General features: G+C 32.5%; 9 protein-coding genes and 1 pseudogene. 1 reads left to right on the forward strand and 9 read right to left on the reverse strand.

Annotated elements, in window-relative coordinates; translation table 11 throughout:
* On the reverse strand, positions 1–5,994 hold a 5,994-nt coding region (locus HMPREF9189_RS12420; RefSeq protein WP_218015414.1), incomplete at its 3' end, for a Cna B-type domain-containing protein.
* A gap of 525 nt (positions 5,995–6,519) precedes the next feature.
* Positions 6,520–7,032: a GNAT family N-acetyltransferase gene (locus HMPREF9189_RS06765; RefSeq protein WP_000624248.1), complete on the reverse strand. Its 513-nt coding sequence runs from the start codon at positions 7,030–7,032 to the stop codon at positions 6,520–6,522.
* A gap of 145 nt (positions 7,033–7,177) precedes the next feature.
* On the opposite strand from HMPREF9189_RS06765, the pseudogene HMPREF9189_RS12630 reads away from it, so the two are divergent.
* A pseudogene (locus HMPREF9189_RS12630) lies at positions 7,178–7,333 on the forward strand (site-specific integrase); the annotation flags it as partial.
* Between the two features lie 361 nt (positions 7,334–7,694).
* Here the strand turns inward: HMPREF9189_RS12630 and HMPREF9189_RS06770 are convergent.
* From HMPREF9189_RS06770 to HMPREF9189_RS06800, 7 genes are all read right to left on the reverse strand, one after another.
* Positions 7,695–8,285 (reverse strand): hypothetical protein, encoded by a 591-nt coding sequence (locus HMPREF9189_RS06770; RefSeq protein WP_000631361.1) that lies wholly within the window; start codon positions 8,283–8,285, stop codon positions 7,695–7,697.
* A gap of 43 nt (positions 8,286–8,328) precedes the next feature.
* Positions 8,329–10,254 carry an ATP-dependent helicase gene (locus HMPREF9189_RS06775; protein WP_000230290.1) on the reverse strand — a complete coding sequence of 642 codons (1,926 nt, stop codon included), beginning with the start codon at positions 10,252–10,254 and terminating at the stop codon, positions 8,329–8,331.
* A complete protein-coding gene (locus tag HMPREF9189_RS06780; protein ID WP_000403389.1) occupies positions 10,236–12,275 on the reverse strand; it encodes an ATP-dependent endonuclease in 2,040 nt (679 codons plus the stop codon). Before HMPREF9189_RS06780 ends, HMPREF9189_RS06775 begins: the two co-directional genes overlap by 19 nt.
* Positions 12,265–13,050: a type II toxin-antitoxin system toxin PezT gene (gene pezT / locus HMPREF9189_RS06785; protein ID WP_000762942.1), complete on the reverse strand. Its 786-nt coding sequence runs from the start codon at positions 13,048–13,050 to the stop codon at positions 12,265–12,267. The genes HMPREF9189_RS06780 and pezT overlap by 11 nt, the downstream gene beginning before the upstream one ends.
* Entirely contained in the window at positions 13,050–13,526 is a 477-nt protein-coding gene (gene pezA, locus HMPREF9189_RS06790) for a type II toxin-antitoxin system antitoxin PezA (protein ID WP_000578849.1), read from the reverse strand. Before pezA ends, pezT begins: the two co-directional genes overlap by 1 nt.
* A gap of 72 nt (positions 13,527–13,598) precedes the next feature.
* Entirely contained in the window at positions 13,599–14,183 is a 585-nt protein-coding gene (locus tag HMPREF9189_RS06795; protein ID WP_255261172.1) for a hypothetical protein, read from the reverse strand.
* Positions 14,184–14,433: 250 nt separating this feature from the next.
* Positions 14,434–14,727, reverse strand: coding sequence for a hypothetical protein (locus HMPREF9189_RS06800; RefSeq protein ID WP_001103732.1), 294 nt, complete (start codon positions 14,725–14,727; stop codon positions 14,434–14,436).
* Positions 14,728–15,243 lie beyond the last annotated feature (516 nt).

Consider the following 15,243-nt stretch of genomic DNA (forward strand, 5'->3'; position numbering starts at 1 on the left):
GTCTACAGGCGCGTCGATCTTGTTGCCATCTGACCCTTGCCACTCTTTTGTGACCGTGATCGCTCGGGTTGGAATTTCCATTGGAGCCCATGGAGTCTTTTCCTTATTGGTAATCGTGAAGCCTTCTTTCATGCTTCCTGCGTAACCGACTCCATACCATTTGCCTGCAAGTAAAATGCTGTTTGATGTTTCGCCAACTTCTTTGATGGTGTACTGATGGGCTTCTCCACCGAGGGTCGCAGAGACGGGCTGTTTCTCAAAGGTGGCTGTCCACTTGTTGGCTTTGCTCAACTCTTGTACCTGACCTGTGGCCACGCCGTCTTTGTAGAGTTCGACTGTGATGCTGTCCACAGGTGCATCAATCTTGTTGCCATCTGTGCCTTGCCACTCTTTTGTGACCGTGATCGCTCGGGTTGGTGGGATCATTGGGATCCACGGAGTCTTTTCTTTATTGCTAATCGTGAAGCCTTCTTTCATGCTTCCTGCGTAACCGACTCCATACCATTTGCCTGCAAGTAAAATGCTGTTTGACGTTTCGCCAACTTCTTTGACGGTGTACTGATGAGCTGCTCCACCAAGGGTCGCAGAGACGGGCAGTTGCTCAAAGCTGGCTGTCCAGTTGTTGTCTTTGGTCAACTCTTGTACTTGACCAGTTGCCACGCCGTCTTTATAGAGTTCAACTGTGACACTGTCTACAGGCGCGTCGATCTTGTTGCCATCTGAGTCTTGCCACTCTTTTGTGACGGTGACCGCTCGAGTTGGAATCTCCATTGGTGTCCATATTAAAGACCAAATTGCATATAACTCTACATCTTTATCAAGTGTTCCTGTCTTAAATGTATCTCCCTTTGAATACATAGTGCCTTTACCGTCAGCTTGTGTATTCCATCCCTTAAAGAGATAGCCAGATCGTTTCATCGTACCTGCATCTAAGACAGTTACCTTATCAGTATCGGCATCATTTCCATTTTCTGTAATGGATGGATAGTATTCGTTATTATCCTTTGGTGCTTCTCCAGTTACATCAGCATGATTTTTATTATAATTTACCTTTCCATAAACAATAATATCGTACTCCGCTTTTACGGTATCTTCAGGTATTGCCTGATCGCTACTAGCTAATGTGTTTGTTGTTGTAACTTCAGCTTTAATTTTTCCCGTAGACTTTCCTCTTATTTTACCACCACCATCAACATCAGCCACATCATTTTGCAACTCAATATATTTTAATTCAGGAGATACAGTAGGATGATCACTTGTTACAACAGCTTTTGCCGCTCCTTCTTCTGACTCTTCTCCAACATGTATCTTAACAGGCTCTGTTTTTATCTTGGGTACTCTTATAAGTCCGCAACCTATAATTTCAAGAGGTTTTTCTTTTACTAATTCAGGTAATTCAGCTGTTATATAGCTTGTTCTATCAAAGTCAGAATTTTTTGTTTCTTCCATATCAGAATGATTTGCTTTCAATGTTAGTTTAGTTTCGCCATCTGGCATCGTAACTTTTACCCATTGACCAGCCTCATTCATAAAACTCTTTAATTCATATTTTCCATTTTCATCTGTAGTTGAACTATGAATCAAAGTATTGGCAGGAATGAACTTGTTATTAATTGTTATATCATGATTTGGAGAATATAGTTCAAGTTTAACACCTTTTGCTTTTGTTTCACCCTCATCAAGTTTTCCATTTTCATTTTTATCCCACCATACATCTGATGAAGTAACTGCATAATTCCCATAAATATATTTTGCAGGATTTATATATCCACTCGTTTTAACTCCTGTATAATCAGTCGTTTCAAAACTTCCACCAATGTATGCTTCAAGCTCATCAATAGTAGTTTTTTCATGAGTCTTAAGTGGTAATTTAATATTTACTTGACTACCTTTAGGAAGTTCTCCCAAATCAAGTTTAACATGGGTTACTTTTCCCCAATCTTTTACATCCGCTGCAGAAATAAATGTATTTCCACCATCTATGCTATAACTAAATTCTTGTTTACCAGGACGACTATCTCCCATTACCTCAACTTCACCAGTCAAATACATATCCACTTGTGTTTTTGGTGTTTGAACAGTTTCATTATTTTGTGTATAGGATATAGATTTATCCTTTTTAGGAATTTCTAAGATAGCCTTAAAGTCCTTAAATCCATCTGAGTCTGGAGCTTGAACGAAGAAGTCTCCACGTAAATTATCTCTTTCATCTGGATAGAAAGTCTGTGTAGGAAATTTACTTCCCGCTGTTCCATAGACGATATTATCATATTTCCCAGGGAATATATTTGATCCTACCGCCGTATTCTTGGATACAACAACTTCCACCTTGCTCAAATCAATTCCAAATAATTTCTTTTCCTTCGTAGCATCAAGAGCTTTTGCAGCATTTTCAGAAAGTTGGAATAAATCTCCTTCAAGCTTTGCATGGCTATAATATTCATTTTTACTTCCATCCAGCTTCGTTTCAAGTGGGCTCATATCATAATAAACCATTCCATATGGACGATGCTCATTTTCTCCTGGAGATGTAACACTTGTGTATCTAAAACTCTTCAGTGCAATGACAACTGGATCTTCCATAAATTTAAGTACACTATCATTGTAGTAATAATAGTAAGAAAAAGCTTTATTCTTAGTAATTTCTCTAAATTGTCTATTTAAAGCTTGTATGCCCGCTTCTGTAATAGACATTTTAATCCATACTCTACCATCAGCATCTGTAACTTGTTTAATAATAACATTGCCAGATGCATTATCAAATCCTAAAAACTTACACTTATCTACATCTGCAGCAAATTGTTTATCTTTTATTTCTACATAAGCGGATTCAGGAATTCCATAAGGCATCTTACCCGCTTCAGGCATGTCTGAGTTCATAGCATAAGCGTAAGCTTTTGTATTAAATTTAATCTTTTGAGTACTTGTTCCTGATTGAGAAATAGAATTATTTGTATCATTACCTGAAGGCTCAATCACATTATCGGCAGTCTTATTTGTAACGATATAAGTTCTAGTAAGAATACCATAACGTTGCGGTAGTTTTATACTATTCCATGTTCTACCACCAAAGTCTTGCCCTTTTCCTGCATCATGAATATGATTTGAATCTCTACAACTTTCATTATAGTATTTACCTTCTAAATTTTGAACAAAGTAATTTGGACCATACCATGCACCTTTTTCCTTTTCTATAGTTAATGGATTGCCTTTAAAATCAGTATTTCTAAGTTCATATTCAATATTGGAAAATAATACTGCTTCTCCTGTTTCTTTATTGGCAAATGGCTCAATATTATATACTCCATCATAAGTTAAAACAATACTTGATAGATGTTCAATATCCCTATTAATTCCAAGGTCTATTTTTGTTCCATCTTCAATATTTCCAATATTATATACTTTTTCTGTACCCTCTATTCCAAGTACATTATCCGCAGTTTTATAAATAATTTTCCAACCACTTAAAGATTTATTTGCTGTAAATTTCCCAGTCAAAAGTCCAGTTTTGTCAGCCTTAGAATCAAGTCCTTTGAGATTCAAAGTTCCCACTGTCAAATCAATTCTTGGATTTTTCGTTACAGGAGAAAATTCTTTCTTCGTTCCATAATCAAAGAACAATTTCCAAGTATCATAAAAAGTTCCATTCTCCGCTTGATTTGGATATAATACATTTTCCTTTAATCTATCACCAGTACTCTCAGCTTTCAAAGGTGTACATTTCTTTTGAGTTACAGTTGTCCAGAAGAAATCATCCTTTGCTTTTCCACTCACATTATTAACAGGACTTTTCACAGCTTTATTAGCTTCATAATCAAAATTATCATTTGCATCCGCAGTTGGATCAGTTGATTTTGCAGAATATTTTATCTGCAAATGTCCTGTAGCTGTAGGTGTAACATAAATATCAAATTTACTTTGAGCAAATGACTGTCTTCTAACATTTTCCTTATAGTTACCAGCAAAATGTGTACTTGCATTAAAAGTATCATTGTTTAAGTACTCCCAATGAACTTCAACTTTAGTTACTCTTCCACCAGAAGTGTCAAATTTAACTTCAGGAAAATTATGGACTTTATTTGCTAAATGAACAGGTGAATTTACATCTGCTGTGTGTTCATTACCATCTGCTGTAGTATAAACTACTTTTGCTACTTTATAAGAATCTGTATTCCATGTTTGAGCAGTTCCTTTCCATGCAGTAGGTTGAATTTCTTCAGGAAATTCATAAGTTTCAACTGTTGCACCAGTTTTATTCTTTGGAAAATACTCATTCCATTCTCCATTGGCATCTTTTAGAATATAATATTCATTACTTAAACGTGTATAGCCAACATCAGAATACTTTGCATCTGCAGAAACTGCATTTGCAGTATAAAATCCTCCAGCATTTTTATAAAGTTGATATCCAGGTCCAGCAAAACTATGAATTTCATATCCATCGACAGTATTAGCTTTCATAGTTTTAATCTTTACGCCTTGTCCATCAGCGCTGATAACAACTTCCTTTTTGCCGTCTGTTCCATTTGGAGTTTCAAAAACAAATTCAGGTGTTGTAGCTTCATATAAAGTATCTGAACCAATATTGTCGATTCCATCAGGAACTTGCCAAATAGGTGAAAATCCCTTTGTAAATGCATCGTTCCATTTGTGGTCACTTCCATTATTATAGAGAGGTTTCCTTGGTGTTATGAGATAATAATTTCCCTTTCCATCACCATCATTTTTCATTTCACTGACTGTCGCATAATAAGCAAGATCTAAATCATATAAACCATTTCTGATTTGTAATTTTTGTAAAATGAAATTTCCTTCAACACTTCCATTTTTCGGAACATAAACCTTGATATGTTTTAAACTCATTAGAGGAGTATCCGCGTCATGAATTGTTCCTTGCTTATAATAATAGTAATCTTTGTTACCAGTAAATGGACCACTTGCAGGATCTGTATCATAAAATCTTATGAATCCAGAATTCGCAATCTTCGCCAGACTACTTGCATTTAGATGACGATTTCCTGTTACTGTAGTTTTAGGATCGTCATAATTTGTTGGTGACATTCTCCATTTATATTCTGATGAATTTCCTGTACTATTAATCGGTGTGTTATTTTCTCCTTCACAGGCAGTAACATTCAGTTTTGTTTCAAGTTTTCCTTCAGCAATCCACTTTTTACATTCTTCATCTGTTAAACTACGTCTATTAAAGGCGATATTAAATACCAAACTTGAACCTCCGCCCAAAGATCGAAGGAAATTATCATTGATATCATAGATAATTTTTGTAACTTTATCATAATTAGTTTGTGCTGCTGAATCTAATGGTATTACATTCCCCCTTGCATCAAGCAATGTAATTTTTTCAAACTGAACTCCTTCAATTCCGGGATTCGCTAATTTAAATCCGTAAGTTGGTAAATCGACAACAATTTTTTGATCTCCAAACTCATTACTCCCATCATCTTTTGTACGGAAAAAAGGAGTATAGTTTATGGTAAACAATGTATCTGTCATAGTTGCCAAATTATATGGATTTACTGATGTTCCATCTCCATTTGATGTATCTTTAATCTTATGATTGTCATCATATACCATAAGTTTACCATTATCCATTGGAGCTCCGGGATTCAAAGAAACTGATTTCGTTAAAGAGTTATTAAATTTAGGCTTAGTTGTTTCTTCTTTAACTTCTGACTCATCCTCTTTTGTTTCATCTTTAGTGTCCTGCTTATCTTTTTGTTCTTCAGGAGCTATCTTTTCTTCAGCTTCCTTATCAGTTTTTTTAGAATCTGTTTTATTGTCCTGTTTATCTGCTTGATCCTCAGGAGCTATCTTTTCTTTCGTTTCATTACCAGTTTTTTTGACATCTGTCATTGTATCTTTAGCTAATACTCCTTCTGCAAAAACAACAGTGTTCGGAACAATTATCCCAAACAGCATTATAAAAACTAAGAATAAAGCCGTTAATTTTTGTAGTGTTTTAGTATTATCCATCAATTTCATCCACTCCAATCTATATTAGAATATTTGATATTCCAATATTGAAAATAAAAAATTATTTTTAAATAATAATTAAAATCCCTATAAATATATATATCGATATAATACAGATTACTTTCTACCTATATTAGTCCAAATAATAAATATTATACCAAAAATAAGGTGAAAATTCTACCTTTTCTGGTTCATTTTGACTCTATACTATCTGTAGTGGGTAATGTAGAACATTATAAATTTAGAATCAAATTCATACGAACTATAATGAAAGTAGCACATAATCCATTAAGAAGTTACTTATAAAGCTACCACAGAATTGCTCGGAATAAAAGATAGATATATCAAAATACAATTTGTATTTACATACAACGACCGAGCGAGTAACATTAATCTTCTACTCCATACTGGCTATCTAAACTATCGAAGGAAAGCAGTCAGAAAACGACATCCAAGAGTAAATTCTTGAATGTCTGAAAAGATTATAACTCCATTAACCTTATCAATAGACTGGAAATGATGATATTATGACCTCGTTATCTCAAATACTGCTGTATCAACCCACTCATTATGAATTTTTAAGTCATTTTCTATAATCCAACCAAAGGTAAAACCATTTTTTAAAAGCGCTCTCTGAGAAGCTAGATTATCTCTTGCTGTTCCTGCAATGATTCTATTGAAACCATAAGTCGTGAAGGCCTTGTCTAAAACGAGCTTAACCGCTTCGCTAGCATAACCTAAGTTACTAACATTTTCCCCAATCCTATACCCAAGCTCTGCTGTTTTCCGATCACCCTCTAAGACATTTAAATTGATTCTCCCGACCATAACACCTTGCGAATCTCTGATAAGGTGCATGTAGACATCACGATTCCTTTGTTCCGTTAACAATTCCCTTGTAATTTCTTTAAAACCTTCTAGATCAAAATAGTTAGCTGGTCTAGGAGGTAAATTTCGTTCAAAATACTCCCGATTTTCTGTTTCAAAAGCATATACATCTAGACTATTTCCTTCAGACAGTAACTCTAAACTGATCATTTCAAATCCTCTCCCATCATTATCCACACTCAAATTTTCTCATATTTACACAAAGTGAAATTTACAGAATTTAAAGAAATGCTTTTGTTGTCTATATAGTTTATATATTATAACACAAAATACTATGGGAAAACATAATATTCAAGGCGCCACACCAGAAAAATGAGCTGGAGTTGCGCTTGAGGAAACTTCTGAAGCTCTAACACACAGTGACACAGGAACAATACAGATTTATGTAAATACTTCTAATGTAGTTCCTATGACAGTAGGTGAATTTGCTTTAAAGTCTCTAAAACAATAAGGTGAAAATAAGGTAAACTTTTCAAAAAAACACGAAAAAAGCACCCATAAGGTAAACTTTTGAGTGCTTTGAAACGTTGATATAATCGTATTGATTAACGTTTTGAGAATTGTGATGCTTTACGAGCTTTCTTAAGACCTGGTTGGAAACATTTCTATTTGAATAAGTTTCAAGATGGGCTTAAAATCAATGTTTTCCCACGTTTTCAGAAAGAACGATTTTATCTAATTTGAATAACTTTCATTTGAATGGTGTGAATTTTACCCTAAAAATACACGAATTGAGCTAGATTTTACCAAAAAGTTCACACCATTTGAATTGTTATTGTTTTGTGCATTTGTTATACGGAGTGAATTATCCATTATCGCAAATATTTCTCAATATACTCTATGAGGATAAAAGGTTCTATATCCTTTGGAGGGAGACCTTTAGATAGAGTAAGACATTGTTTTGCTGTAACTTTTCCTGGTCGATGGTAAAATGTTCTAATCCCTTGAAGAAACATTCCAAAATGCGAATGATGTTCCAAGGCTGTCATCTCATCTAAATATTTGTCAACATCTAAAGCAAATACATTTCCATAATACCTATCATCGTCAAATCGTGTTCTAGTCATATAATCTCGAATATCATAAAGCATGGATCTCATATTTCGATAATTGGGTGCTCCCACCAATGCTCGACTAGCTCTTTTTATACCATCAACATAACTATAAGCGTCGTTGAATGTACCAAAATCCCAAAACCTCTTAGTATCAAAATACTTGTATTCCAAATCTAACTGTGATTTTAATGATCGTAAGATAGTTAACGCTGTACTATTGTCATTATTTTTTATTGCCAAATAAGCTTCTTCGACTCCGGTATTATAAAAATCAATATGTTGATTGATTTCGTGGCCTAAAATCCCTGTAATATCAAATTTAAGTAAATCATTTTTCAATGTAATCATAATTGCTCCTTCAACATTCAGTTTAACAATTGTTAAAGTTTATTTACTCATCAACTAATGACAGAACATTAACAATATCACTCTGTTCAAAATAATCTTTTGCTTTTTCAATAATCTGACGATCATTGCTCGGCATGTAAACAATTAAATTTTTCATCGCTCTAGTAATTGCAACATAGAATAACCTCTTAGTTCTATTTTGAACGTTCTCATTAGAAGAACCTTTTCCAAACAAGGTATCAAAATTATATTGATTCCATTTCCCATTATCTAATAAAACTAAAACATTCTCATATTCACTCCCTTTAACCTTATGCTGCGTTATAACCGATACATACTCTCTAAGATAATCAATACTATTTACATATTCTTGAAATGGCATTATCTTAAGTCTCGACCATAAATAATATCCCTTATTGTTAATAAAATTAGTAAATAGGTCATCCTTTGAAATTAGTTCATGTTCCTCTGCAAGCTCTATTACTCTTCCAATTGTGATATCATCACCAGAGATTTCTGTCATAACATTTGATAGACTAATTTTATCTTTGGACGAAGTTATTTTAAACTTAGTAATACGTAAAAATTCATTATGCTTACCTGTTTTATATAGTTCTACTAGCTCATAGACTAAATCCAACCTTTTAAGAATCCTATCCCTATCTGTGCCCGCTTCATATCTACTACTTAATCCATTAAATTTATAAGATAATAGCGATTCTTTATTAACTTTACTCTTACTACTAACTTCTTCAAACGAGCACGTTTTAATTTCATCATAAAAAGCTGATAGTTCTGAATTGGATTTAATCTCATCGACTATTAAGGGACCACCCCTTCTAACAACTATTTGAGATTCTTCTACTAAATCTTTAAATAATTTTCCATTATCATCTATCTTGTTCACATTGATTTTTTTCTTTATACCTGTAATTAATTTTACAAATAAATCAGTATTATATAACTCAAATAACTTAGAAAAACCTGCCATTTCTGCATTAAGTTTATGTGTCAGACGCAATTCTTTTGTTTTTGAGGGTGCATTAAATTCTAACTTTCTAAAAAGTTGACTACCTCTAAGAATTTCAAGTTGATTAATATCATTCCCATAGACAAATTTCACTATTCCTGGAATGATACTCCCATTATCCATATTAGGTGCTGTATCATCGTTGGATGGAGTCTGAACCAATCCATCATCTCTAAATTTATTAGCTAAATCAATAACTTTTTTAGGATTGCGACGATTTTGAGGTTTTGTTATCTTTATTAGATTATACGAACTTAAGTCTCCTACTCCTGAGTCATAGATGGCTTGCATAGAATCTCCAAAAAATCCTACAATATTTTTCTTAGTTCTATTCTGTATATATTCCAATAAAATTTTTACAACTAACGGACTAGTATCTTGATATTCATCTACAAAAATATAATCAGCTATATCGATCAAAATGTCGCATAACTTAGGATATGTAGAAAACATTTTTTCAGCAACTATAAGAACATGGTCATGACTTATTCGAACTTTATTTTGCTCAGTTATGCTCATAGAATACCATTCAGTATATTCAACACAAACACCATCAAAGTAATCAAGCGAAATAGTTTCCTCACCTAATACTTCCTTTGGAGCAACGAATAAGATTTTTGCATCATCATTTATTAACTCAACAAGACATTCTTTAATCTCTTTTTGGAAATTTTCAATGACATGCCATATAAACTCGTGAATTGTTGAAACCCGTAAATTATCATTAATGATTCGAGATCTAATCTCTGCAACAGCATTGTTAGTATAAGTGATGCATACAATCGATTTTTTTGGTTCTTCCATAGATATTTTTTCAATAATGGAAATTAATGAATAAGTTTTCCCACTCCCAGCACCACCCTCAAGAATAAAATTTTGACCTTGTTTTATTACTTCAAATACTTTTTCTACCTCTGGTTCTACTGTTCTCTCAACCATAATAATCCCTCCGAAATATAGTTAGGTACTTTCCAAGTATTTTCTTCACCTTCAAAATATAATAAACTTGATGCAAATGCAGATTTTTTGTTTACTTTATCCCTAGCAAATTTATAGAAATCTTCTATTTCACTATCATCAAAGTCTTTTAAAGCTTCAAATTGAATAAAACCAGCTTTTTGATCAATAATGAATTGTTTATTTAAACTGATAAAAGCATCCTCAAAACTAGCAGGCTGATAACCATTTTCATCTTCGGGAATTTGATATGCAATACGAATTCTATTATCTGATGTTATTTTTTCTGCAAAACTCTTTTGGGCTACTATTGAAAAAACTTCATCTCCAGAAATATCAAAAAAATTTTTAATTGAAGTATTTGTCGTAGAGGTAGCATCTACTGCTGAGCAAGAAGTCAAGCGATTATTTTCATTTTTATTTGCTGGATCAATATCCGTAATTATCAATACTTTTATTCCTAAAAAATCAAATAATTTCCTAAATACATGTGAATGAGCACCTGTTTCAATAATTGAAATATTTTGAGAAAGTAGTGGCATTATCATTGAACTTTGGTTAAGTGGGTTAGATATATCCACTTTTTGCATGATTGTTGGAAGTAAAATTCTCTCTGTATCACCTTCAATACAAATAACTTTATCTGCAAAAAATAATTCACTATTGTTTAGGGTAAGATACTGCTTTACAAATTTATATCCTAATTGATCTTTTCCATATTCTTCTTTCAATGAATTAAAAACCTTTGATATTACCGTTCCAGCATCACGCTTAAAGTATATTAAATCATCAAAGTTACAATCAGAAACTATATGAGATGAGTGAGTTGTAATTAAAGTTTGAATACAACTAAAATCTCCACTTTCTTTTAGTTCATCATTGTGTTCCTTTAGCAAATCTTTAATATTCTTGATAAAAATATACTGTAATTGTGGATGTGTATGCGATTCTGGTTCTTCAATATATATTAGGTTAATATCAGCAGGTTCGTTTTTTATATCTGCCATTAAAGTCTCAATTTCAAAAATAATTCCATATAAATTTAAATATCCCAAACCATTATATGTTTCAGGTAATAGACTATCATCATGCTTATAATACAGTGTCGTATTATTACTTAAAATATCTTTCTCAGACAGTGATGAATGAATTGCCAACTCTGCTTCACTATCATTTCCACCAAATCTTTTGACGCGTTCAAAGACTGAAGTAAAAATTCCTTCGACGCTATCATCACCACTATATGCTCTGGTTAAAGTTTCATCTGCCTTTAAAATAGCAGATTGCAGTAAATTATTTGCGTTACTGTTAATTTCTTCGCCATTATTTAATTTATAAAATCGATTTGATGTCTTAGATAATGAATGGTTATTTTCTTTATTAGATACTTCTCGACTAGCACTAATCCCTCTTACTTTAATAATTTTATGAACATCTTTCATTTCATGTAAATCAGACTTTTCTTCTGTCATTTCTTGAGTAATAGGATTATATCCACGTGAATAAATCTGTATTTCGAAAAATTTATTCAGATTTTTCTTCATAAATGATTCAAATTTTGAAAAATCATCTGCAAAATCACAAGTCAAACTACTTATCTCGCGAAGCTTTTGAGTAGGAATTATATACGAAAATTCAAGAATAATAAAATTATTTTCGGGATTTAAATCCATCATAAATCCTTGGATATTTTGATAAGAATCTAATTCTGAGTATTGAATCCAAATTTGAAGATTAATCCCTAAAATAGACGATAATTCCGAATCAGGAATATCAGAGACTCTCTTTATATTCTCAAAGATTTCCCTCCTATGATTTAAATTAATATCTTCCCATACCAAATTGCGATTGGAATTTTTATTGAATATTTTTTCTAACACAGATAAAACCGAAGTCTTACCACAATTGTTTTTACCCACAATTAAGGATAAATCATTTTTCAACTCTAAAGAAAAATCGTTTAATAAACGATAATGTTGAATATAGATTTTTTTAATTTCCATCAATTATACCTTTTTTCATTTCCATTAATTCTCTCAACCGTTCCTGCCCCATCTTCAACATCTCTTCCTCTACCTTACTCCATTTTCCGAAGAGGCTTTCGTGTAGAACTTCTGCTGCTGAGGTTTCGTCTACTTGCGAATCATAAACACACGATTGATCTCTTTGATAAATTTGAATTTGATTAAAAATTTTGTCATTTTCTAACTCTCGTAAGTTATCAACTAAATGTTCTACAATTCCATCATGGTGTGCTTTAGGAGTCGCTCTCGCTTGACTAGGATCTATGGCGTAGAGCTCCTCATAACGTATCAAGGTACTGAGATAGGATAATTCTGGTTTGGTCGCAATTAGTGCAAGTGAGACTTGATACCCTTTAGTTATCAATAATTGTGCTGTTTTTCTAGGAACTTCTGTTGTTCTCAAGGTGCCCTCGATTAACAAATGATAACCTTGTTTACTCATTTCATCTACGAGATATTCAACCATTTGGCCCGCAAATACTTTGGTATAATCCACACTATCTTTTCCATACTTTTCCTGTAAGCCAAGGTAGTTCGGATGAAAAGAGCGATAACTATCTCCATCAATGATAATGATATTGCCTTGAAATTCTCTTTGTTTCACACGATGAATCGTTGTCTTACCAGCACCACTCTGTCCCCCGAGCAAAATAGCTTTAGGCTGAGATGAGGTTGTTTTTCCACGAGTTAAAGAACGAACGAGTCGTTTGGAGGCTTGTTCAAAATTATCTTGACTAAATTCTTCTAGTTTCATTAAGCCACCACCAGATGAGTAGCTTGTTCTAGCATACGTTCAATACCATCCAAATAGCCATTAAATCGCTCTATATCCTCAAAAGCTGAAACAAGATAAATCCTCGTGTTAATCAAATCAGAAAGATCATCGCTCATTAGAACCCAAGGATTAGAAGTATCATCAAATGCAATTCCTTGTTCATCTTGAAAACGATAAAGTTGCGCTAAGATATTCGCCCCTCGTTCTTTAATCACTTCAATTTTCAGAGTTAACTGATAATCTTCTACTGGTGTGAGCATTTTTTCCTCTCCTACGATATCGATATAAGAAACATTAAATTTCTTGCAGATACGATCTATTAATTCTGTCGAAACTGAACTTATCCCATTTTCATAACGACTCAGACTATTTCTAGAAATACCAACAATCTTTGCAAATTCAGGTTGCGTTAAATTATGTGTTTTACGTAACGCTTTTATATTCTCTCCAATCATGTAACTCCTCCTTTTATTTATTTCTATTATAGCACAAAAAAGAGAAATGCACCAAAAATGGTGCGTTTTTGTTTACACTAGATTCACAATTGTATAATCTTCGCTTTGCAGTAATTCCAAGACTTTTTTTACAAATTGCATTGACAGCAATCCCTCAATCTTAGATCCATGAGTTTTAAAATTTTCGTCAATTTCTTGAATTTTTAATTCTGTATTCCTTTCAGCAATTTTCTCAGAAATGGGGAAATGAAAACTATATTCTCCAATTTCGTAATATAAGAAATATAGATATTTTTTTGTTCCTAGATGATAATCAAAAAACTCGACCTCCATATATTTATCGTAATCGTAGTAACTATTTTTCCAAAAAATATCATTAGTTTTTTCTTTCAACAATTCCTCATAGTTTTTTTCATAACTATACACTCTTTTTTTCTCTTCGCCAATGAATTGTTTGTGAATCAGAGTCGGGGTAAATACTTTCAAAAATTCTTCCTTTAGTTGATAGCATTTCCCCATTTCCTCCTCCGCTTTTTCAATATTACTCTCCAACTGCTGATGGAATCTTCCATTTTTGTATTCTTTAATTTTATCACGATAATTTTTAGCTCGTTTATTCACAGAATATATACATTCTGCAATAATTTCATTTGTCATTTTTTTCTCATTGACCAATTCATTATATAGCTTTGGAGTTTTCATTTCATAATCCCTTTCGAACTATCTCTTACTATCAGATATTTAAAAAAACTAATTCACATGTTTTATTGTAATGTCCAGTTATCTTTTTTTCAATAACTAGATGTTTCAATTTTAATAATAATCTCTTAATTCACCTTTTTTATACTGTTCAACCAATTCCCATAGATTATGAGTAGTTAAATCTGGTACAAACGTATACCATTTATTAGCCCACGAATAACTCCACTAACATATCAATTGCATATTTAAAATTTAAAATCTCATCCATTTCTGTAATACTATAATACAGTTTATCATGGCAACAATGATCAATAATCAAATTCAACCTATCATCAATGAAATCAAATTCTAGCTCCTCTCCCTCGCGAAATAAAGTTAGATAAAAATTATATTCATCACGGCAAAAATTAGCAGTAACATCAAAATCCACACCTGTTTCAATTTCGATATTTACAGTCTCTAAAATTTTTTTACATAAATACTCTTTATAAACGTTCATGTTTTTTCTCCTTTTATTGTTTATTAAGTTTAAAAATATAATGAAAGATGACAATGTGTGGGGGCCAAGTTCATATACTAGGCCTGTAATAAAAAAAAAGCATATGCTCATACATATGTAACCTCCTTTTTTCTCTCTCTATATATAGTTTGCCACAAATTTCAAATTATAAAAATAAAAAATAAAAAAAAACTGATAAAGGTATTGTTTACTTCTCAATTTTTTTGTAGTTTTTCCTCTTTCTCTCATCCCTCAGTTTTTTTGCAATTCTAATTTTTCTGTGTGTTTAGCGTTGACAGAAACGTATGTGTAAGTCACGCTAAACACACAGTACTAGGTAAAAGTGAATAACGTAAAAAAATCTTATCCTAATTTTTTTATTTTAAAATTTATGGCATACTAATAATATCTAGATAATTGATTGAGTAGAGACGTAACTAATATAGCTACGTTTTTTATGTTTGAAAGGAGGTAGCTATCGTGGAAACAGTAGGTTTAAGCTGGGTTAGGAAAGAA

Source organism: Streptococcus sp. oral taxon 071 str. 73H25AP, from assembly GCF_000146755.1.
In the GTDB taxonomy this organism is placed as follows: Bacteria; Bacillota; Bacilli; order Lactobacillales; family Streptococcaceae; genus Streptococcus; species Streptococcus oralis_T.

Excerpts from the sequence above, each read along its gene's own strand:
- HMPREF9189_RS06765 (WP_000624248.1), bottom strand. The coding sequence starts at position 7,032 with ATGATCAGTTTAGAGTTACTGTCTGAAGGAAATAGTCTAGATGTATAT.
- HMPREF9189_RS06770 (WP_000631361.1), bottom strand. The coding sequence starts at position 8,285 with ATGATTACATTGAAAAATGATTTACTTAAATTTGATATTACAGGGATT.
- HMPREF9189_RS06775 (WP_000230290.1), bottom strand. The coding sequence starts at position 10,254 with ATGGTTGAGAGAACAGTAGAACCAGAGGTAGAAAAAGTATTTGAAGTA.
- HMPREF9189_RS06780 (WP_000403389.1), bottom strand. The coding sequence starts at position 12,275 with ATGGAAATTAAAAAAATCTATATTCAACATTATCGTTTATTAAACGAT.
- pezT (WP_000762942.1), bottom strand. The coding sequence starts at position 13,050 with ATGAAACTAGAAGAATTTAGTCAAGATAATTTTGAACAAGCCTCCAAA.
- pezA (WP_000578849.1), bottom strand. The coding sequence starts at position 13,526 with ATGATTGGAGAGAATATAAAAGCGTTACGTAAAACACATAATTTAACG.
- HMPREF9189_RS06795 (WP_255261172.1), bottom strand. The coding sequence starts at position 14,183 with ATGACAAATGAAATTATTGCAGAATGTATATATTCTGTGAATAAACGA.
- HMPREF9189_RS06800 (WP_001103732.1), bottom strand. The coding sequence starts at position 14,727 with ATGAACGTTTATAAAGAGTATTTATGTAAAAAAATTTTAGAGACTGTA.